The sequence below is a fragment of the Arsukibacterium sp. MJ3 genome, assembly GCF_000987765.1.
GTDB lineage: Bacteria > Pseudomonadota > Gammaproteobacteria > Enterobacterales > Alteromonadaceae > Alishewanella.
This window is the reverse complement of the sequence record NZ_LAHP01000001.1, coordinates 86,679-108,021: the sequence shown is the minus strand read 5'-3', so window position 1 is coordinate 108,021 and position 21,343 is coordinate 86,679. Positions and strand designations below refer to the sequence as shown.

The 21,343-nt window shown below is 43.7% G+C and carries 18 protein-coding genes; 5 read left to right on the top strand and 13 right to left on the bottom strand.

The genetic code is table 11. The annotated features are described in order from the left end of the window. Positions 1 to 5: 5 nt before the first annotated feature. Positions 6 to 833 (bottom strand): glutathione-dependent disulfide-bond oxidoreductase, encoded by an 828-nt coding sequence (gene yghU, locus VT06_RS00465; protein ID WP_046552299.1) that lies wholly within the window; start codon positions 831 to 833, stop codon positions 6 to 8. Positions 834 to 1,051: 218 nt separating this feature from the next. On the opposite strand from yghU, the gene kynU reads away from it, so the two are divergent. Further along, the gene (gene kynU, locus VT06_RS00460; RefSeq protein ID WP_046552298.1) at positions 1,052 to 2,290 is read left to right on the top strand and encodes a kynureninase; all 1,239 of its coding nucleotides are present in this window, start codon (positions 1,052 to 1,054) and stop codon (positions 2,288 to 2,290) included. A gap of 94 nt (positions 2,291 to 2,384) precedes the next feature. Beyond that, positions 2,385 to 3,263 (top strand): GyrI-like domain-containing protein, encoded by an 879-nt coding sequence (locus tag VT06_RS00455; RefSeq protein ID WP_046552297.1) that lies wholly within the window; start codon positions 2,385 to 2,387, stop codon positions 3,261 to 3,263. 19 nt (positions 3,264 to 3,282) lie between these two features. Here the strand turns inward: VT06_RS00455 and VT06_RS00450 are convergent, their stop codons facing one another. Continuing rightward, positions 3,283 to 3,882, bottom strand: a complete 600-nt coding sequence (locus tag VT06_RS00450) for a DUF938 domain-containing protein (RefSeq protein WP_046552296.1) — start codon at positions 3,880 to 3,882, stop codon at positions 3,283 to 3,285. 381 nt (positions 3,883 to 4,263) lie between these two features. Here VT06_RS00450 and nhaD point away from each other — a divergent pair, with 381 nt between their 5' ends. Beyond that, positions 4,264 to 5,700 (top strand): sodium:proton antiporter NhaD, encoded by a 1,437-nt coding sequence (nhaD, locus tag VT06_RS00445; RefSeq protein WP_200897870.1) that lies wholly within the window; start codon positions 4,264 to 4,266, stop codon positions 5,698 to 5,700. Positions 5,701 to 6,211: 511 nt separating this feature from the next. On the opposite strand, the gene VT06_RS00440 is transcribed toward nhaD, so the two are convergent. Continuing rightward, entirely contained in the window at positions 6,212 to 7,015 is an 804-nt protein-coding gene (locus tag VT06_RS00440) for a PEP-CTERM sorting domain-containing protein (protein ID WP_046552295.1), read from the bottom strand. Positions 7,016 to 7,622: 607 nt separating this feature from the next. Here VT06_RS00440 and VT06_RS00430 point away from each other — a divergent pair. Beyond that, entirely contained in the window at positions 7,623 to 8,234 is a 612-nt protein-coding gene (locus VT06_RS00430) for a CIA30 family protein (protein ID WP_152658953.1), read from the top strand. A gap of 14 nt (positions 8,235 to 8,248) precedes the next feature. Here VT06_RS00430 and VT06_RS00425 read toward each other — a convergent pair whose 3' ends face one another. From VT06_RS00425 to gyrA, 10 genes are all read right to left on the bottom strand, one after another. Beyond that, positions 8,249 to 9,973, bottom strand: coding sequence for a potassium/proton antiporter (locus VT06_RS00425; protein ID WP_046552293.1), 1,725 nt, complete (start codon positions 9,971 to 9,973; stop codon positions 8,249 to 8,251). Between the two features lie 36 nt (positions 9,974 to 10,009). Continuing rightward, a complete protein-coding gene (gene pyrF / locus VT06_RS00420) occupies positions 10,010 to 10,723 on the bottom strand; it encodes an orotidine-5'-phosphate decarboxylase (RefSeq protein WP_046552292.1) in 714 nt (237 codons plus the stop codon). A 28-nt stretch (positions 10,724 to 10,751) separates the two neighbouring features. After that, entirely contained in the window at positions 10,752 to 11,828 is a 1,077-nt protein-coding gene (locus VT06_RS00415; protein ID WP_235357306.1) for an N-acetylglucosaminyl transferase, read from the bottom strand. 59 nt (positions 11,829 to 11,887) lie between these two features. Then, positions 11,888 to 12,130, bottom strand: coding sequence for a DUF1049 domain-containing protein (locus VT06_RS00410; RefSeq protein ID WP_046552290.1), 243 nt, complete (start codon positions 12,128 to 12,130; stop codon positions 11,888 to 11,890). 37 nt (positions 12,131 to 12,167) lie between these two features. Next, the gene (ihfB, locus tag VT06_RS00405; RefSeq protein WP_161795030.1) at positions 12,168 to 12,473 is read right to left on the bottom strand and encodes an integration host factor subunit beta; all 306 of its coding nucleotides are present in this window, start codon (positions 12,471 to 12,473) and stop codon (positions 12,168 to 12,170) included. A gap of 42 nt (positions 12,474 to 12,515) precedes the next feature. Beyond that, complete coding sequence (gene rpsA / locus VT06_RS00400; RefSeq protein ID WP_046552471.1) at positions 12,516 to 14,198, bottom strand: 30S ribosomal protein S1; 1,683 nt, start codon at positions 14,196 to 14,198, stop codon at positions 12,516 to 12,518. 107 nt (positions 14,199 to 14,305) lie between these two features. After that, positions 14,306 to 14,998 carry a (d)CMP kinase gene (gene cmk, locus VT06_RS00395; RefSeq protein WP_046552288.1) on the bottom strand — a complete coding sequence of 231 codons (693 nt, stop codon included), beginning with the start codon at positions 14,996 to 14,998 and terminating at the stop codon, positions 14,306 to 14,308. 134 nt (positions 14,999 to 15,132) lie between these two features. Beyond that, positions 15,133 to 16,431: a 3-phosphoshikimate 1-carboxyvinyltransferase gene (gene aroA / locus VT06_RS00390; RefSeq protein ID WP_046552287.1), complete on the bottom strand. Its 1,299-nt coding sequence runs from the start codon at positions 16,429 to 16,431 to the stop codon at positions 15,133 to 15,135. Continuing rightward, complete coding sequence (serC, locus tag VT06_RS00385; RefSeq protein WP_369796871.1) at positions 16,428 to 17,528, bottom strand: 3-phosphoserine/phosphohydroxythreonine transaminase; 1,101 nt, start codon at positions 17,526 to 17,528, stop codon at positions 16,428 to 16,430. Before serC ends, aroA begins: the two co-directional genes overlap by 4 nt. 72 nt (positions 17,529 to 17,600) lie before the next feature. Further along, positions 17,601 to 20,267 (bottom strand): DNA gyrase subunit A, encoded by a 2,667-nt coding sequence (gyrA, locus tag VT06_RS00380; RefSeq protein WP_046552285.1) that lies wholly within the window; start codon positions 20,265 to 20,267, stop codon positions 17,601 to 17,603. Between the two features lie 186 nt (positions 20,268 to 20,453). On the opposite strand from gyrA, the gene ubiG reads away from it, so the two are divergent. Then, a complete protein-coding gene (ubiG, locus tag VT06_RS00375; protein WP_046552284.1) occupies positions 20,454 to 21,170 on the top strand; it encodes a bifunctional 2-polyprenyl-6-hydroxyphenol methylase/3-demethylubiquinol 3-O-methyltransferase UbiG in 717 nt (238 codons plus the stop codon). Positions 21,171 to 21,343: the final 173 nt, after the last annotated feature.

Here is a 21,343-nt window from a genome sequence, read left to right as displayed (position 1 = left end):
ATATTTTACGTAAAATCAGCGCTGCTGTGCCGCTGAGGAAGTTGCGGCTCGTCACCCCAATTTCGGTTAACCATAGCACCCCGTTTTACTGCAGGGCGGGCATCCAGTTGCCTAGCCCAGCGTTGCAGATTAGGGTAGTCTGCAACTTGTAAAAATTCAGCCGCGTCGTATAAACGGCCAAGTACCAGTGCGCCATACCAGGGCCAGATTGCCATATCGGCAATACTGTATTCATCTCCAGCCACATATCCATGTTGTGCCAGTTGTTTATCTAACACATCCAATTGCCGTTTTACTTCCATGGTATAACGGTTTATCGGGTATTCAAATTTTTCTGGTGCGTAAGCATAAAAGTGGCCGAAACCACCGCCAAGAAAGGGTGCGCTACCCATTTGCCAAAACAGCCAGCTGAGTGTTTCAGTTCTTTTTTCTGCATTTTTTGGCAAAAACACGCCAAACTTTTCCGCCAGATATAGCAAAATTGCGCCGGATTCAAATACGCGGTTACCGTTTGTGGTATCAAGCAGTGCTGGAATTTTCGAATTAGGGTTAAGCTCAACAAACCCGCTACTAAACTGGTCACCATCTTTAATACTGATTAGCCAGGCATCATATTCAGCTTCGTGATGACCCAGTTCCAGCAACTCTTCCAGTAATATGGTAACTTTGACACCGTTCGGTGTTGCCAATGAATACAGCTGAAATGGCTGTTTACCTTCAGGTAAGTTTTTTTGGTGAGTAGCGCCTGACACCGGGCGGTTAATACTGGCAAACTGGCCGCCGCTTTCCACGTCTTTTTGCCAAATTTTTGGTGGGATATACTGGTTACTCATAAAAAGCCTTTTTATCGTTGCTAAGTAAAATAGCGAGCAACTACTAATATTGGCTTTACTAGCACTAATTACAAGCCAACGAGGCCAGTTAACGCATAGACTTTAGGACTAAGTCAGATTAAATTCGAATATGGTAGTGTGGTGCCTTAGTAATCGGATCCACTCACAAAGTAACGCGTATAAGGTATTTCTATCTACGCTGCAGGAGTTAATAACCAGTGAATTACCATGATATTGTTCAACAAGACAAACTAGACTCGTTAGCCGCCAAGCGAGACGCGTTTAGATTGCCTGCAGATACTATTTATCTGGACGGCAATTCGCTCGGCGCTATGCCTGAAGTTGCTATTGAACGCGCCAGCAATGTGTTGCAACAACAATGGTCACTGGATTTAATTAAAAGTTGGAACAGCCATAACTGGATAGATTTACCGGTCATAGTGGGTGAAAAAATAGCCCGTTTAATCGGCGCTGCAGCCGGCCAGGTGATATGTTGCGATTCAACTTCTGTCAATTTATTTAAAGTGCTTAGTGGCGCCATGTTAATGCAACAAGGTCGAATGAAAATACTGTCACAGGCGGGCAACTTCCCAACCGATTTATATATGGTGCAAGGTTTGGCCAGCTTGCTGGGCGAAGAACATTGCCAACTGGTATTAGCAACTGACGAACATGCACTTATCGACGAGTTATCAACTGATATTGCAGTATTAATGCTTACTCAGGTTGATTTTCGTAGTGGCAGGGTTCTCGATATGCAGCGACTCACTGCGTTAGCTCATGCTAAAGGGATCGTAGTAATTTGGGATTTAGCGCATAGCGCCGGTGCCATCGAAGTGGAGCTTGATGCCTGCAAGGTTGATTTTGCGGTGGGTTGTGGTTACAAGTATCTTAATGGCGGCCCGGGAGCACCGGCTTTTTTATATGCTGCACAGCGCCATCATGCCACTATTAGTCAGCCATTATGCGGTTGGATGGGGCATAAAACGCCCTTTAGCTTTGATAATAAATACCAAAGTGCCCCTGGCATTGAGCAGTTTCTTACTGGCACACCGCCCATTATATCTATGAGCGTATTAGATGCAGCATTAGACGTTTTTTTCGACGTTAACATGTTACAACTCCGGCAGAAATCACTGGCTTTAAGTAGCTGTTTTCACCAACTGCTGCGACAACATGACTGCCTGCAAGTGCTACAATTGCTTACACCAGCAAACCCGGTAGAGCGGGGCAGCCAACTGGCTTATCAGCATCCCGATGCGTATGCGCTGTGTCAGGCGCTAATCAAGCAGGGGGTAATAACTGATTTTCGGGCGCCGAATATTCTTCGCCTGGGGTTTACACCGCTTTATTTACGTTATATCGATATGTGGACTGCTGTTGAAATATTGGCAGATATTGTTCGCACCGAGGAGTATTTAAAACCGCAGTATGCAATTAAGGGCAAGGTAACTTAACAAATCTTAGATACATTTTGAGCAATTATGGACACGCTTAACAGTAAATTCTCAGGTAATCTTATAGGAGTAAAACCAAAGCTGAGAAATAATTATGAGATCAAACCAACATATACTGCGTCAATTAAACAAAGCTATTGTACTTATTGAACAAAGACTGCAGTCAGAACAAACGCCACCCACTTTGTGTGAGTTAGCGGATACAGCATCGATTTCGCGTTTTCATTTCCATAGGATTTACCGGTTACTACTTGGGGAGACATGCCAACAAACTATTACTAGATTACAAATGCTTAAAGCAGCAAACGCATTAAAAGATAATTCGGTAACGATCACTGATATTGCATTACAAGCTGGTTTCAGCTCCTCACAAGCGTTTGCCAAAGTGATCAAACGAGAACTTGGCACTACAGCTAGTAATTTGCGAGCAGATCCTGAGCAGCTATCTAGTATATTGCTTAAATTGAATGCTCCGTTAAACCCAGAAAACCCGCAGGCTTCGCCATTTGAGGTTAGATTAACATCACTAGCACCGTTTCAAATGGTGGCTGTCTCTACTGACAATCGTTATCCCAACCTGAACGAACTGTACGCACAGCTGTTTGAATTGGCTGGTGGCCCCGAGAATGTGGCGGCTATCTTGGGCTTAGCATATGGTGATATAGAGTCTGGGGAAAAAGAGCAGTCGCGTTTTGATTGTGGCGTGTTGTTGAGGAAAATTCCTGATACCTTGCCAGAACCTTTTATAGTACAGCCTAACCCCGAGCAACGCTATGCAGTAGTGCGACATCAAGGGTCATATCAGGATTTAGCTAAAATTATTGATGATCTGTACTTGGTCACACTTCTGGATGACCAACAGCTGCCGGCTGATAAACCTTGCTTATTGCACTATCTTGATGACCCTGAACTTACTGAGGAGAATGCGTTACGGACTGACATATACTTACCTGTGAACGAGATATTAAGTTAAGTCATGGCAGGCGATCATTCTACCGATTACTCGTAAACCATAAAAGTCGATTATTGGCCGGCATAGCGTAATCCTGCAGCAAACTAAACCCTTGCTGCAGAGCCAGCGCTTGTACCTGTTCAATATCGCGAATGCCCGTAGCAGTATCACGGCTTTTTAAGCTGGCATTAAATACCTGATTACTGGCACTGCTGAACTGACCGTTATAATTAAAAGGTCCGTAAATGCATAGGGTAGCATTGGTTTGAGTGAATTCACTCAGACGGTTGAAAAACTGCTTTACCAAAGGCCAGGGCATAATATGCAAGGTATTAGCGGTGAATATTCCATCAAATGGCTCAGCCGGTGCCGCATTATTACCAATATCTAATATTAACGGCATTGGTAGATTAGGTAACGCTGCCCGGCGAATTCGTTCAGCTAGTGGAACTAAATACAGTGGTTGATCAGACGCCTGCCAGTATAAATGGGGTAAGTTTTCAGCAAAATGTAACGCATGCTGGCCGGTACCACTGCCAATTTCCAATACCTTGCTGCGATTAGCAAATGCCTGCTTAAGCAATGCCAAAATAGGCGCTTTATTGTTTTCACAGGCTTGAGAATACGGTAAATCTAGCATAAAAGGCCTGTAGTCAGGTAAATACTAATAGAGTACATTAAAAATATAAGTTTGGGTTAATCAGTAACAACAGCTTTAATTGTTTTCGCCAGCTGCTTAGCCCAACTATTACAACCTTGTTCCGATGAATGAAAACTATCCACCGCCAGCATCGCTGGCGTTTAATTAAGCATACTGGCCTTTAAACCTAACCAGTAATTAAGCGGCGAGGGTAGTGCCGTAAAGTATTGTATTGGTGGTATGGCACCCTGGCAAAAAGCTGCAAATGGTTATATTGAGATGAGACTAAAGTTGTTATTGAAAAGCTTCTGAGCATTCTTTATGCTTTATCCTCAAATTTACGCGCTCACTTTCTCATGGTTGGCACTTGGAATATTCCAAATGAACATAAAACGTCATTTCCCCGTTATATTTTTTTTAATACTGATTTTGCTAAGCCCCTCGTCATATGCTGCCACGGGAGTCCTTGATCTTACTGCAACGACAGCAAGCTTAGCTTGTTTGGTAATATTTGTATTAGCCTACACTTTAGTGATATTGGAAGAAAAAATTCATCTGAGAAAGTCCAAACCTGTGTTAGTGGCAGCAGGCCTAATATGGATTTTAATAGCATGGCAATATACAGCTGCGGACATGCCTGAATTAAGCGCTGAAGCTTTTAGGCACACGCTTTTGGAGTTCGCAGAGCTAATGCTATTTTTGCTTGTCGCAATGACTTACATTAATGCGCTTGAAGAACGACGTCTTTTCGATGGCTTGCGCGTATGGCTGGTTAAGAAAGGATTTAGTTACAAACAGCTGTTTTGGATAACGGGGTTTCTTGCTTTTTTCATATCACCCGTTGCAGACAACCTTACCACCGCTTTGCTGCTATGTGCAGTAGTGATGAAGGTTGCCGATGGCGATAAAGAATTTATCGGTATGAGTTGTATCAACATCGTTGTGGCGGCAAACGCTGGCGGCGCGTTCAGTCCATTTGGTGACATTACTACATTAATGGTCTGGCAGGCTAATGTGATTGAGTTTTTTGAGTTTTTGGTTTTGTTTTTTCCTGCTTTAGTCAGTTACCTTGTGCCTGCCGCTATTATGTCACTTTTTATTGAAAACAAAAAACCTCAAAATGTTATTGAAGAAATTGAGTTGAAGCGAGGTGCGTTTAGGATTTTAGCGCTATTTTTATTTACAATTGCAACCGCCGTGGTGTTAAAAATAACACTACATTTGCCTCCTGTTTTAGGCATGATGATGGGCTTAGGATACCTACAGTTTTTTGGGTATTTCTTGCGTATGACCTTACCAGGATCGCTGGCTCGCAAACGCGCACTAGCTGAACAAAGCGGTGATACACAACGGCTTAGCCGTTTAGGCTCTGTTGTTCCTTTTGACGTATTTAGTCGAGTAGCGCGCGCAGAGTGGGACACGCTTTTGTTTTTTTACGGTGTGGTTATGTGTGTAGGTGGGCTCGGGTTTTTGGGGTATTTGTCTATTATGTCCGATGTCCTCTATAACGACTGGAACGCGACCGGGGCTAACATCACACTTGGCCTCATCTCTGCCGTAATTGATAATATTCCGGTCATGTTTGCCGTGCTGACCATGATGCCTGAAATGTCGCACGGGCAGTGGTTGCTTATAACGCTTACCGCAGGAATTGGAGGCAGTTTACTCTCAATTGGATCTGCAGCGGGCGTAGCGTTAATGGGACAAGCTCGCGGATATTATACCTTTGCTGGCCATTTAAAATGGACGCCGGTGATTTTACTGGGATACGCTGCCGGAGTAGTCACACATTTGACCTTAAATTCGCACTATTTTTAACATTTCCGTTTCCGAAAAAGGGGTCGAAAAAGGCTAAAGCGGTCGAAGCTAATTATTTTTAGATTAGCTTCGCTCCCTATTTTATGGGTTTAAACGCATTCGGTTTTAGCTGATTGAGGGTATTAATTGGTGCAAAGAGCGAGTTGAAATCTATTTCAATCCTGTGTACGGCAGCATAATCAAACAGGAATTCCATTAATTTTGGCCAAACATATATTAGTTTTGGATCCGATTATAAGGATCTGCCATTGGAGTTGTATCATCATAAATAGATTTTAAAATACTCAGCTTAAACGCTATTTAACATAATATACATTAGCGGCTAGGTATGACTTATTTAAAATGGGGAATTAACTTCCAAAACACACTGCAGTTGTTTGTTTATTCATTGAGCTATACCCAAAAAAATGCTCCTTTTTTATAGATTAACAAAACAAAAAACCGCCAAAGGCGGTTTTTAAGCTAAAAGCATCATCCATAGGTGATAATTTTGTTACAGCCAAGTTTTAACCTAACTTTTTTTTGTTTTACGACGAGCCATGCCAGCCAAGCCAATTAAACCTAAACCAAATATAGCTAAACTAGCTGGTTCAGGAATGGTTTCAGAGACAACCTGGCCATTGCCTAAGGATGAAAACTTGGCATTAATACTTGTATTAAAAAATGCACTACCTGATTGATTGGCAAAACCAGCTTTGGGTGAATTTAAAAAGTTATTTGCTGCCAAGCCGCCAGTTACTTGGAACTGGGCACTTGCCAAAGCATTTTGAACAGTACCACTTGTCAATCCAAATGAAAGTACGGAGGCAGAAAGCCACAAATTACCATCCATTGCACTTGCAACTTCACCAACATTTGAGGTCGGAGATGTATAATCTGCTGTAAAATCAACATACAAATTAATCCAGGCATTGGTTATATCAAAGGTATTGTTGTTATTTAAGCCTAAACCACCAAAGGCAAGTGTTAATTCACAGCCAGTACAAAACGAAGTACTGCCGTTAATATAATAAGTTTCGCCTACACCAGATAAAAAATATCCAGTAGCAGTATTCGAACCATTAAGTGTACTTAACAAGGTATTGATGCCAATTGCAGTAGTGTAAGACGTTTGCATGTTAGCAACGTTATTATTGCCAGCAGAGGTAGTTGAAAACCACTGCGTAAAATCATATTTCATTGCAAAATCTTGCTCACCACCATCAACCCAAGCCGGATCCCAGGTAACACCACCAACATTAATTGGGGCTGCATGCGCTGATAAACTTGCTAGTGCAAAAACTGTAGCGCCTAATATTTTTTTTGTAAACTTCATAATAACTTCCTTATATTATAAAAACCTTTCGGTTCACCATAGAATCTCGCGATTTATAGTGCAAAAATTAGGCCGATATATTTTATTCCTTTAAAAACAATATTTTAGATAAAATAAATGGTAATTCATTTTTATAAATTTGAATTAATGTAAAGAAAACGGACAACACAAAGAGCATGTTTTAAGCTTTTTGTTTTTTTACCCAAACGACATGTATTTGCACTCGGTTATCCTGTTGCAAAAGCAGTAATGTATTTAAATGTTTAGCTAAAGTCATTTCATCATAAAAAATGTGTATGGCTTTATGGCAAAGCTTACATAACATGACACCTTCTTGTAGCTGGCTTCTCTGGTAATGCTTTTTAAAATACGGCCGTCGGTGCATTTTTCGTGGAATAAGATGATGAAATGTTAACTGACACGGTCTGGCACACAATTGGCAGATATCTGCTTTACTCATAGCATTTCTTGCTCAGGCTTTTAAGCTTAAACGAGATATGCGCTGTTGTGGTTTTGTATTGAGAGCAATCTGAATGCTTTTTTGTTGCGTATTTTAGCTGAGTATCATTTAAAAACTTACCAGCAAAATCTGCTGCCGGAGGCTACCATGCGCGGCTTATTACTAACTTTTATCGCGTTTTTAGCGGTTGCCTGTTCTAAAGGCGAAGCGGTGACGCTACCAACACGAGCATTTAACGTTATGCCAGGATCGATGCTGTTAGAATTTAATAACGCTAGCCATTTTAGTCAGGTACAACTTATACATGATACCGTTATGGGTGGCCGTTCAGACGGTATGATTAGGGCCGTGACCGAACCTGCTGGTTTGCAGTTTTTTGGTAACTTGTCATTGGCTAATAATGGCGGTTTTGCTTCAGCTGAGTTTACACTAGCGCAGCCGGTACCTGACCGGGCTTTTAATGGTTTGCAACTTAACGTTGCATCTGATGGCAGGGCTTATCAGCTACGACTTAAAACCCCCTATATACCTCGTGGTGTCGCTTATGTTGCAGAATTTAGCAGCAGTGAAGCACTTAGCCACTATCTTTTTCAACCAACTGCATTTGTTGCTCAGTTTCGGGGCCGCAGAGTAAGTAATGTGCCACCTTTGAATTTCGCTGATATTAGTCATATCAGTGTGATGCTGGCAGATAAAAATGCCGGACCTTATAGCATTGTGTTGTACTCGATTCAATTAACAACGTTGCAATCGATATAACATAGTTATATCGATTATGGCTCCAACGCTTTTATACCAACTTGTGTAATAATTCCTTGCTCATTAAGCTCTCGAACTGTCAGCACCAACTTATCCAGGCTAACCTGGTCGCCAATAACCACTCGTCGATGAAATCGTTCGCTAATGTAAGATGAAAGGCTTTGGAGTTTTTGTTGGTTTTCCATATTTATGGTATAAAAAGCATCTAAATCGGCCAGACTAACCTCGCCATTTAGCATAAAATCACCGAAGAAATTACTGTTACTTAAACCAGATATTTCTGCTTCACTGGCCAGGATATTACTGATTTTTTTCACATCCTTTAGCTTAGCCAACACCATTAGCGTATCGAGACTATTAAACACCGGCTCAGTAAAGGGTAGTTGCCATTCCCCGTCACGAATAATCCCAAGAAACTGTATTGGCACTGAAAATTTTAAATCATGCCAGCAAATGCCGCGAATAGGCGATTGATCCGTAACACTAAAAGCCAGCACTTCCATTACATCTTTACTGGGAATAGCATCAAGCGGCATAGCTTGATCAGGTGCTAATTCACCCGGTACCTCAAGCTTCAGCCAGCGAGCTACCGGTACCAACGTCCAGCCCTGTAACACCAGCGACACAATCACCACCACAAAAGCCACATCGAAATATAAATGCTCGTTTGGTACACCGGCCAGCCAGGGAAATAACGCAAGAATAATAGGAACCGCGCCGCGCAAACCAACCCAACTGATAAAAATCTGATCCTTAACCGGAAATCGAAATGGAACTAGACTGATTAAAACGGCCAAGGGTCTAGCGATAAAAATAAGAATACCCGCCAGGATCAGCGCATCAATTAAATGTTCTTTTAAATTGCTGGGAACAACCAACAGCCCGAGCATTAAGAACATACTGATTTGGCTGATCCAGGCTAAGCCATCGTGCATTCTGAGAATATGAATAATTTGCGGTAATCTGGCGTTACCCACCAGATACCCCATTAGATATACGGCCAAGAAACCACTACCGCCAAAGCTGTTCGTTATAGCGTAGATAAAGATGCTACTGGCAACGGCTAATAATGGGAAAAACGCAAAGCTTAACGGTAACTTGCGGCATAAAAACACGAATACCCGCCCTGCCCCATACCCCATGGCTGCACCGACTACCGCCTGTTGTAAAAAAGACAATAATACTAACCAATCTAGTTTGGCGTCTTGTGCTAGTACACTAACCAATGTCAGGGTGAGCATAACAGCCATCGGATCATTACTGCCTGACTCAATTTCCAGGGTAGAGGCAACCCGTTGTTTAATTCTGAGTCGTTGTGACTGAAATATTGAAAAGACTGCGGCTGCATCAGTAGAACTTAAAATTGCCCCTAATAACAACCCTTCCATAATAGATAAATCAAGCATATAAGCAGCTGACACCCCCACTACTCCGCAGGTAATGACAACACCAAGGGTGGCTAACATTGACGCCGGCGCCAAAGCCACCCGAAAGCGCTCCGGATGAGTACGCATACCACCATCAAATAAAATAATAACCAACGCAATTGAGCCGATTAAAAATGCGGTTTGCGGATTATCAAATTGAATACCAGCAATACCATCTTCACCGGCAAGCATACCAATAATAAGAAAAATAAGTAGCATGGGCGCACCTAAGCGCGCCGAAATTAATGTCGCAATAATGCTGACGAAAAATAATAGTCCAGCAACTAAAATAGTGAGGTTTATAGCATCCAAAAAAACCTCCTTTTATTAATGGTTAATGGCTAAACACTACATTACTTTATGCATGTTGATTTCAGTTACGATGTCCTGCAAAGCAATTAATGGCGATACGGCCTGAGTAATGGGCCGGCCAATGACTAAGTAATCAACTCCGGCAGCCATTGCCGCCGTTGGCGTCATAATCCTTTTTTGATCATCAACATGGCTACTGGCCGGCCGAATGCCTGGTGTAATAAGTTGAAAACTTGTCCCAAATTGCTGTTTTAAAGCAACCGCTTCCTGAGCAGAGCATACCACACCATCTAATTTACTGGCTGCTGCCAGTGCTGCTAGTTTTTGTACTTGCTCTGCTAAGCTTAATGTAACGCCAAGCTCCGTTAAGTCATTCTGATCCATGCTGGTCAACACCGTTACAGCAATCAATTTTGGTCTACTGCTACCGAACTGCTGTAAGGCATCATAGGCGGCCCGCATCATTTTGCTACCGCCACTGGCATGTACATTGACCATCCATACCCCTAAATCAGCCGCAGCCTGTACTGCCTTTGCTACCGTGTTGGGAATATCATGAAATTTTAAATCGAGAAAAACGTCAAAGTGGCGTTGTTGTAATTCGCTGACAAAACCCGGACCAAAATGAGTAAACATTTCTTTACCTACTTTTAAGCGGCACAACGATGGGTCGAGTTGTGCCACTACGTGAAACGCTTCAGCCTTGCAAGCATAATCAAGCGCAACGATAACAGGGGTATGACAAGACATTGGTATTCCTTAGTACTCGGATGGAAGATTAACGGCCGTCAATACCGGTAATCGGCTCTACTGTCTCCCATTGCTGACATGACGGACATAGCCAGTATTGCTGACGTGTTTTAAAACCGCAATTGCGGCAGCTGTATAATACTTTATTTGCCAGATAGGCCTGTACTAATCCTTCTACCGATAGCAATGCCTCAGCGGCTGCACTAGATTGGTGTTGGCGCACTTGTAATAACTTTTGAAACAACCGGATACTCGGTTGCTGGTGCAGTTTGTCTAATAGAAATTGTTCGGCCGCTTTGGCTGAACCATGCTCAGCTAGCCAGTCGGCCAGTAAACTACAGGCTGTAACATTATTTTGTTTATTCGCCAATTGGCTAAGTAATTGATACCACTCGTCGCCGTCAAAATGACATTGCTGCAACAAGGGCAATACATCTGCGCTCCATTGCGGCTTTTGTTTAATAATACTAAGCAAGCCAGGTTTAGCGTGTTCAGTTTGCCCTATTGCCAAGTAATGTTCTGCTAAGGCATAACGGGGTCTTATTGCTAGCGGGTTAACACTAACCAATTGCAGTAATTGTTCTGAATTTGGCGCATTTTGCATCGCTTCAACTGCCATATTGGCCAGCGCAATCTTCAGTGAGCGCGATTCACTTTGCATCACCACACTTTCCAATGCTACTGCTTTATGCCAATCGTGGCTTGCAGTAAAAATACTAAATAATTGCTTAAGTGCTGGTTCACGCCAACGTGGCGTATTAATAAGTGGTGTTACCAAACTCTCTGCTCTGTCGTACAGACCCGCTGAGAAGTAGTCTTTTGCCAGTTCATATTGAATTTGCTGTGCTTGTGGTTTGGTAAGTTTTAGCTGATGCAGTTTTTCATGGATCCGAATGGCTTTGTCCCAATCGCCTTTACGCCGGAATAAATTGGCTAATGCTAAATAAGTTTCAATAGTAGCCGCTTCAATATCAAGCAATTCAAGCAATTGCTCTATTGCTTTATCTTCTTGATCAGTAAGTAAAAAATTTAGTCCTGAGGACAAATTACGGGTAACACTGGCGCGGTCTTTCAGTTCGGTATGTTTAACACTATTCCTACCCATAAACCAACCGTAAGCGGCAGCAACAGGTAGTAACAAAAATAGCAATTCCAACATATATGTCAGTTTTTCTCAGCAGTTCGGTTAAACCAACCTTTAGTACGGCGTATCATACTTAGCCAGGCCGCAATGACTAATCCCAACGCTACACCAGTAAGTAAGAAAATGATGGCAACATCTACAATACGTAATTGAAGTTTGATGATAAGAAAATGCACGTCGGTAAGTTGTTGGTTAATTGCACCAAATATAAAACCAATCACTAAAAAAGCAATAATTAATATCAGATACAGTAATCTGCTCAAAAGACACTCCGTTTACTGCAATGGCCCTGATACAGGATCAGGAATTATCTTTTACCCGGTCGCGTAACTCTTTTCCTGGTTTAAAGTGTGGGACGTATTTACCGTCTAATTCAACTTTGTCACCGGTTTTAGGATTGCGACCAACACGGGGAGCACGATAATGTAGCGAGAAGCTGCCAAAACCGCGAATTTCAATTCGTTCATTTGATGACAGTGACTGGGCCATCTGTTCCAGTATTTCTTTAACAGATGCTTCGACATCCTTGACTTGAATATGCGGGAAATCGGTTGCTAATTTTTCAATCAATTCAGACTTGGTCATAGACCCTCCTGCAAAACCCAAAAAGTAAAGCAAGGGGCTAGATGCCCCCTGCTTTGCTAGCAATTAATCCTGCTTCTGAGCAGCTTTAAATGCTTCGGCCATAGCGTTACCACCAAAGTCAGCTTCTTGCTGCTGCTTGGTATTAACGGTATCCATAGCTTCTTTTTCTTCAGCGTCGAATTTCGCTTTGATTGACAGGCTGATTACGCGATTTTTGCGATCAACACCCATTAAACGAGCTTCAACTTCTTCGCCTACTTTCAGTACCGTTGATGCGTCTTCAATACGCTCACGCGCAATATCAGATACGCGAATGTAACCTTCAACAGCACCTTCCAACATTACAGTAGCGCCTTTAGCGTCAACGGCAGTTACTTCACCTTTAACAATAGCACCTTTTTTGTTGTCAGCAAGGTAACCGTTGAACGGGTCTTCATCCAGTTGTTTGATACCTAAAGAAATACGCTCGCGCTCTGGGTCAACTTGCAGTACCACAGCATGCACTTCATCGCCTTTCTTAAATTCACGAACCGCTTCTTCACCAGTAGCGTTCCAGCTGATATCAGATAAGTGAACCAAACCATCAATGCCGCCGTCTAAGCCGATAAAGATACCAAAGTCAGTGATTGACTTGATCTTACCGCTAACCCGGTCATTTTTGTTAAAGCCTTTAGCAAACTCTTCCCATGGATTAGCTTTACACTGTTTAAGGCCTAATGAAATACGACGACGTTCTTCGTCAATTTCAAGTACCATAACTTCAACAGCGTCACCTAAGTTAACCACTTTAGATGGGTGAATATTTTTGTTAGTCCAATCCATTTCTGAAACGTGAACTAAGCCTTCAACGCCTTCTTCGATTTCTACGAAGCAGCCATAGTCAGTTAGGTTGGTTACGCGACCAGAGATGCGAGCACCTTCAGGGTAACGTGAGGCAATAGCGGCCCATGGATCTTCACCCATTTGCTTCAAGCCTAATGAAACACGTTGTTTCTCGCGGTCAAATTTCAGTACTTTTACTGGAATTTCGTCGCCAACATTTACGATTTCGCTTGGGTGCTTAACACGCTTCCAAGCCATATCGGTGATATGCAGTAAGCCGTCAACACCACCTAAGTCTACGAACGCACCGTAATCAGTAAGGTTCTTAACAATACCTTTGACTTCCATACCTTCTTCTAAGGTTTCTAACAGCTGATCACGTTCCTGGCTGCTTTCAGACTCGATCACGGCACGACGTGAAACCACCACGTTGTTGCGCTTTTGATCCAGCTTAATAACTTTGAATTCAAGTTCTTTGTTTTCCAGGTGTAAAGTGTCACGTACCGGACGGACATCTACTAACGAACCTGGCAGGAAGGCACGAATACCGTCGACTTCAACCGTAAAACCACCTTTAACTTTACCAGTGATAACACCAATAACAGTTTCTTTATCTTCGCAAGCTTTTTCCAGGCGAACCCAGGCCTCATGGCGCTTAGCTTTTTCACGAGATAATAAGGTCTCACCAAAACCATCTTCGATAGCATCTAAAGCAACGTCAATAATGTCGCCTACGCTAACTTCGATTTCACCGCTAAGCGATTTAAACTGCTCAATAGGGATAGCGGCTTCTGATTTAAGACCGGCGTCAACCATAACAACGTCTTTCAGAATCGCAACAACGGTACCTTTAACAATGGCACCCGGGCGGGTTTCGATGGTCTTGAGGCTTTCCTCAAATAATAGTGCAAAATTTTCAGTCATAGTCACTTTTTCAGTTAAGTGCTCCACTTCGCATCATGCGTTATGGGGTTGCTAAGTTTACCTGCAACATTCCTTGTTACGGGCTGTCCAAAATGTGGTTGTGATCGTTAAACTACGTTCAACAGTGAATTGCTGTTGATGTAATTCAGTACCTCTTCCAACACTTGTTCAATAGGTTTATTAGTCGAATCCAACATGTAAGCACCAGCAGCTGGCTTCAATGGTGCCGTTGTTCTGCTGATATCGCGCTCATCACGCGTTTGGATTTCGTTCAAAAGCTCGCCGATATTAACATCCAGCCCCTTTTGTTTCAACTCTAAATATCTACGGTTGGCGCGTTCTGCAGCATCAGCCGTTAAAAAGATTTTAACTTCTGCCTGAGGGAACACCACAGTACCCATATCGCGACCGTCGGCAATCAGACCTGGGGATTCGGCGAAAGCGCGCTGACGCCTTAACAACGCTTCTCGAACTCGTGGTAGTGACGCGATCTTAGAGGCAACGCTACCTACGTCTTCCGTCCGAATGGTATGCGATACATTCTCACCTTCCAACGTCACTTTGGTATTGCCGTGCTCATCAGCGCTAAACTGGACATCAAGATGTGCAGCCAGCGGTTGCAGTGCTTCCTCATCATCTGCTGAAATCTGATGATGCATTGCAGCCAATGCCAGAACACGGTAGATGGCGCCACTGTCTAGTAATTGCCACCCTAGCTTTTGAGCCAGTAATCGACTTAAGGTACCTTTACCTGAGCCTCCCGGTCCATCAATGGTAATTACTGGTGCATGTTGTGGCATCCTACCTCCTTCAAAGCATCATTCTGCTAATTCAAATTTTAAAACCGGCATATTATACAGCTTTTCGCAACAAAAGTTCTGATTACTTACAACAAAGGGCCGCTGATAATACAGCTTAAAAGCACAAACAGTACTTAACCGTCGGTTGTGGGTGTCGTTTGTAAGCTCTGAAATAAGCTAAAATAACCTGGAAAGGTTTTTGCTGTACAATCAGGATCTTCAATTGTTACAGCGGTATCACTAAGTGCCACTAATGAAAAACACATCGCCATTCGATGGTCGTTATAAGTAGCAATACTGGCATGCGTTAATTGAACTGGTGGGGTTATCTTAAGATAGTCGTGTCCTTCTTCAACTATGGCACCTACTTTTCGAAGCTCAGTAGCCATGGCAGCTAAGCGGTCAGTCTCTTTTACCCGCCAATTGTAGACATTACGAATAACGGTCGGCCCCTTAGCAAATAAGGCGGTAGTAGCAATGGTCATAGCAGCGTCTGGTATAGCGTTATAATCACGGTCAATACCATTTAGCTCGTTACGCGTAACCTTTATGTAGTCGTCACCCCACTCAACATCAGCCCCCATTTGCTGCAATGCATCAGCAAAATAAATATCACCTTGTACCGCATTTTTGCCAATACCGCTTACCGTAATGCTACCGCCTTTTATTGCTGCGGCAGCCAGAAAATAGGAAGCTGAAGAAGCATCGCCTTCTACCAACCACTTACCCGGCGAGCTATAGTGTTGCTGACCTTTAATGGTAAAACGCTGATAACCATGGTTAACCACTTGCACTCCAAATCGTTGCATCAGTGCCAGAGTAATATCGATATAGGGCTTGGACACCAGCTCGCCGATGATATCAATGTTGCTATCGCCGTTAAGCAGCGGTGCTACCATAAGTACCGCGGTAAGGAACTGACTGGAGATACTGCCATTAATTTGAATGTTACCACCAGCCAGTGCCTTACCATTAATCTGTAAAGGTGGAAAACCTTCCTTTTCCAGATAAACAATGTTGGCTTGCCACTGGCGTAACGCATCGACCAGATGACCAATAGGCCGCTCGTGCATTCGCGGTTCACCGTTAAGTGTTACCTGAACATCAGACGCGGCTAACGCTGCCGTAAGTGGTCGCATCGCAGTACCGGCATTACCCAAAAACAAGGTTTTAGGCGTAACCTGCCGAAACAAACCGCCAACACCTTCAATCGTGCATGTTGTCCGACAAGCAGACAATTGGTAACTGACGCCCAGAGCGGTTAACGCATTTAGCATGTGGCGTACATCGTCGCTGTCTAGCATGTTGCTAATTTCGGTGCGGCCTTTTGCCAGTGCCGCCAGCAACAACACCCGGTTTGAGATACTTTTTGATCCTGGCAAATGCACCTTACCGGCCACGTTAGCAATAGGCTGTATGGTTAATGTCTTCATCCATGCACTCGCTCAAATTCCTGCATATAACCCACTAAAGTCTGTACGCCCTCTAATGGCATCGCGTTGTAAATGCTGGCCCGCATACCACCTACTATTCGATGGCCTTTTAATGCCAGCAAGCCATGCAGCTGCGCCTGCTCAACAAACATATCGTTTAAACGCTCGTCGGCCAAAAAAAACGGTACGTTCATCCACGACCGATATGGTTTGGCAACATCATTACTGTAAAAACCACTTTTATCAATGTAATCATAAAGTAAACTTGCTTTAGCTTGGTTACGCGTAGCCATTTCGGTTATGCCACCCTGCTGTTTTAACCATTTAAATACCAAACCAGCTAGGTACCAGGCAAAAGTAGGAGGCGTGTTATACATACTGTCATTTTCAGCCGCTAAGCGGTAATCCAGTACCGATGGTATGGCGGAATTTTTCGCCGGCAATAAATCTTCACGAACAATAGCCAAGGTTAAACCAGAGGGCCCGATGTTTTTCTGAGCACCCGCGTATATCACGCCATAACGACTAATATCAATTGGGCGGGATAATATGGTTGAAGACAAATCAACCACAATCGGAACATCTGTAACTGGCAGGCCGGTAAACTCTATGCCATCAATGGTTTCATTCGGACAGCAATGAATAAAGGCCGCGTTACGGCTTAATTGCCAGTTGGCCGGATCAGTGATCGTGCGCAACCCCTCAGGCGTTTTATGCCGGATATCCTGCACATTCAGCTGTCCATATTTTTGTCCTTCATCCACTGCCGATTTTGACCAGGCACCGGATATCACATAATCTGCCATTTTATTATTGCTATTTATGTCATTGTTAAACAGGTTTAACGGTACTGCAGAAAATTGCCCACGGCCACCGCCATGCATAAACAGTACTTTATAGTTAGCAGGTATCTGGAGTAAATCCCGTAAGTCTTGTTCAGCCTCTGCTGCAACCTTGATAAAAGGTTTACTACGGTGGCTTATTTCCATTACCGAACAGCCTTGGTGCTGCCAGTTAATGAACTCTTGTTGAGCCTGTTGCATTACTGCAGTGGGTAACATCGCCGGGCCGGCACAAAAATTAAAGGTGGTCATCACTTACTACTCACATTTATGCTTAAAATACGTTAAAAAAAACGAGCGCTACTGCGCCCGTTTAATGTAGGAATGTTACTGCTCGGTATCGTTATCCTGAGCTAACTGGCTATCTTGCAGATCAGGACCTGACACCTCGGCGCTTTCAACATTTTCTGCACTAGCAGTAATGTTATCAGTGCCCTCCTCAATATTCTGTGGCAGGTCTTGCTCTTGAATTTCATCGACTTTTGCTACACCAACCACTTTCTCTTGCTCCTGAGTACGGATCAAAATAACACCTTGGGTGTTTCGACCCACTTCAGACACTTCTTTAACCCTAGTTCGAACTAAAGTGCCACGGTTTGAAATCATCATAATTTCATCCGACTCGCTTACTTGTACCGCCCCGACAACCAGGCCATTACGTTCAGAGACTTTGATCGATAGCACGCCCTGGGTAGCTCGGCTCTTCGCTGGATACTCGGTTAACGCTGTGCGCTTACCATAACCATTTTCAGTAACCGTTAAGACAGCACCTTCGCCTTTTGGAATAATTAAGGACACCACTGAACCACCTTCACGCAGCCGAATCCCACGTACACCAGTGGCAGTACGGCCCATGCCGCGTACCTGATCTTCGGTAAAACGCACAACTTTACCATCATCAGAGAACAGCATAATTTCATTGCTGCCATCGGTGATATCAACGCCAATTAAATGGTCACCTTCATTCAGATTAACAGCAATAATGCCGTTAGCCCGCGGCCGCGAATAATCGGTAAGAGCGGTTTTCTTTACGGTACCATTTGCAGTGGCCATAAAGACATACTTGCCCTCTTCATATTCACGCACCGGTAAAATGGCGTTAATACGCTCGCCTTGCTCCAGCGGTAGCAAGTTAACGATTGGCTTGCCCCGCGCGGTTCGACTGGCTAGCGGCAATTGATATACCTTCATCCAGTATAAACGGCCACGATTCGAGAAACATAAAATGGTGTCGTGGGTACTGGCTACCAACAGTTTATCGACAAAATCTTCATCTTTAACGGTAGTTGCTGCTTTACCTTTACCGCCACGACGCTGCGCTTCGTAATCCGATAAAGGCTGATACTTGGCATAGCCCAAATGTGACAAGGTTACGACTACATCTTCTTCGGTAATTAAATCTTCCATGTTGATATCCAGCATATTATCCTGAATATCGGTGCGCCTTGCGTCGCCATACTGCGCTTTTGCCGCTTCTAGCTCTTCACAAATAACTTCCATTAAACGCTCTGGGCTGGCCAGAATATGCAGTAACTCGGCAATCACTTCGAGCAACTGCTTGTACTCATCCAGAATTTTTTCATGCTCTAAGCCGGTTAGCTTATGTAAGCGTAAATCCAGAATGGCTTGCGCTTGTTGTTCTGTTAAGAAATAAAAGTTATCACGAATGCCAAAATGCGCTTCTAACCATTCTGGCCGGGCTGCGTTTTCGCCAGCGCGCTCTAGCATGGCACTGACACCGCCTAATTGCCAACCTCGGGCAAGTAAACCTGCTTTGGCTTCAGATGGGCTGGCAGAAGTTTTAACCAATTCGATTATTTCGTCAATGTTGGCAAGCGCCACTGCCAGGCCTTCTAGAATGTGCGCACGATCTCGCGCTTTGCGTAAATCGTAAACAGTCCGACGGGTAACCACTTCACGCCGGTGTAGCACAAAACACTCGAGCATTTTCTTTAAGCTGAGTAATTTGGGCTGGCCATCATCCAGGGCCACCATGTTGATACCAAACACCGTTTGCATCTGAGTGTTCGAGTACAACTGATTAAGCATGACATCGGACGATTCACCGCGCTTTAATTCAATAACAATACGCATACCGTCTTTGTCAGACTCATCGCGCAATGCCGAAATACCTTCAATTCGCTTTTCTTTAACCAGCTCGGCAATTTTTTCAATTAAACGAGCTTTATTAACCTGGTACGGTAGTTCGTAAACAATAATGGTTTCGCGACCGGTTTTCTCATCCGTTTCAATAAAGGTTTTACTGCGAATGTAAACTTTACCCCGCCCGGTACGATAGGCTTCTTCAATACCTTTTCGGCCGTTAATAATCGCGGCAGTGGGGAAATCCGGGCCCGGTATAAATTGCATTAATTCATGCAGTTCAATATCAGGGTTAGCAATTAGTGCTAGACAACCATCAATAACTTCGTTCAGGTTGTGTGGCGGAATATTAGTGGCCATACCTACCGCAATGCCGGAAGAGCCATTTATCAATAAATTGGGGATTTTTGTCGGTAACACCGCCGGTATTTGCTCAGTACCATCATAGTTAGGCACAAAATCGACCGTTTCTTTATCCAGGTCGGCCAGCAACTCGTGCGCTATACGAGACATTCTTACTTCGGTATAACGCATTGCCGCCGCAGAGTCGCCATCAATAGAACCAAAGTTACCCTGACCATCAACCAGCATATAACGTAATGAAAAGGGTTGAGCCATTCGAACAATGGTGTCGTATACCGCACTGTCGCCGTGCGGGTGGTATTTACCAATAACGTCACCCACCACCCGGGCAGACTTTTTATATGCCTTGTTCCAGTCGTTACCCAGTTCCTTCATAGCGAACAGAACACGACGGTGTACAGGCTTTAAACCGTCTCTTACATCGGGTAAAGCCCGGCCAACAATTACGCTCATAGCGTAATCGAGGTAGGAGTTTTTTAATTCCTCTTCGATATTAATTGGAATTATTTGTTTGGCCAGATCTGTCATATAACGCTAATTTCCCTTAAATCAGATAGATAACTCGCTTTTTTCGATGTTATAAAGCGCGAGACAACGCACGATTCTACCACATAAAATGCCAGTTGCCATGCCTGTTATGCTTGCTAAAAGCAGCCAGCTATTTGCTGAAACAGATCAAGGCTTTATAATGGCAAAAACATTAAGGCTTGAACCATGACACAAAATACAAATGTTGATCCAGCTGAAATTGCAAAATTTAATGATATTGCTGCCCGCTGGTGGGATGTAGACGGTGAATTTAAACCGTTGCATTTGCTAAATCCTACCCGACTGGGCTACATCAGTGATATGGCCGGCGGCGTATTTGGTAAAAATATTGTAGATGTTGGCTGCGGCGGCGGTATTTTAGCTGAGAGCTTGGCACGCAGCGGCGCGGTGGTTACTGGTATTGATATGGCCGAAGATGCATTACAAGTTGGCCGACTGCATGCGATGGAAAGTGCCGTAGCGGTTACTTATGTGCAAAGTACTGCCGAAAGCTTTGCTGCCAGTCAGCCGGCACAATTTGATATTGTTACCTGCATGGAGATGCTGGAGCATGTGCCAAAGCCGTCCTCGGTTATTCAGGCCTGTGCTGAATTAGCGAAACCAGGCGGCCTGTTATTTTTTTCGACAATTAATAAAAGCGTTAAAGCCTATGTAATGGCCATTGTCGGCGCTGAGTATATTTTGCGACTGGTACCCAAGGGCACCCATCAATTTAGTAAGTTTATCCGGCCATCGCAACTCATGCATGATATTGAGCAAGCGGGACTGGAACTGGTCGATGCTACTGGTCTGCATTTTAATCCGTTTAATAATACCTTTAAAACCGGTCCCGGGCTGGACGTAAATTATTTTGTAGTAGCTCGTAAACCAGTCAACAACTAACTGTCCCAAGACGGCGTTAGTCAGCGTGCTGACGCCTGCTAAATAGCCAGTTGCACTTAAAAGTCGTTGCTTAGAACAAATAATTTTATAACCAATATAAAGCTTGCTTCATTTTTGCTATTTCCCTGACAGGCGCTAACAGGTTAGTAGCTACTAACAGCTAACAATTACGG

Bases quoted from the DNA above. Each gene is read 5' to 3' on its own strand.
- VT06_RS00450 (WP_046552296.1), bottom strand. From the start codon at position 3,882: ATGCTAGATTTACCGTATTCTCAAGCCTGTGAAAACAATAAAGCGCCT.
- VT06_RS00440 (WP_046552295.1), bottom strand. From the start codon at position 7,015: ATGAAGTTTACAAAAAAAATATTAGGCGCTACAGTTTTTGCACTAGCA.
- gyrA (WP_046552285.1), bottom strand. From the start codon at position 20,267: ATGACAGATCTGGCCAAACAAATAATTCCAATTAATATCGAAGAGGAA.
- aroA (WP_046552287.1), bottom strand. From the start codon at position 16,431: ATGAAGACATTAACCATACAGCCTATTGCTAACGTGGCCGGTAAGGTG.
- pyrF (WP_046552292.1), bottom strand. From the start codon at position 10,723: ATGTCTTGTCATACCCCTGTTATCGTTGCGCTTGATTATGCTTGCAAG.
- ubiG (WP_046552284.1), top strand. From the start codon at position 20,454: ATGACACAAAATACAAATGTTGATCCAGCTGAAATTGCAAAATTTAAT.
- rpsA (WP_046552471.1), bottom strand. From the start codon at position 14,198: ATGACTGAAAATTTTGCACTATTATTTGAGGAAAGCCTCAAGACCATC.
- cmk (WP_046552288.1), bottom strand. From the start codon at position 14,998: ATGCCACAACATGCACCAGTAATTACCATTGATGGACCGGGAGGCTCA.
- VT06_RS00430 (WP_152658953.1), top strand. From the start codon at position 7,623: ATGCGCGGCTTATTACTAACTTTTATCGCGTTTTTAGCGGTTGCCTGT.
- VT06_RS00455 (WP_046552297.1), top strand. From the start codon at position 2,385: ATGAGATCAAACCAACATATACTGCGTCAATTAAACAAAGCTATTGTA.
- VT06_RS00415 (WP_235357306.1), bottom strand. From the start codon at position 11,828: ATGGGTAGGAATAGTGTTAAACATACCGAACTGAAAGACCGCGCCAGT.
- nhaD (WP_200897870.1), top strand. From the start codon at position 4,264: ATGAACATAAAACGTCATTTCCCCGTTATATTTTTTTTAATACTGATT.
- yghU (WP_046552299.1), bottom strand. From the start codon at position 833: ATGAGTAACCAGTATATCCCACCAAAAATTTGGCAAAAAGACGTGGAA.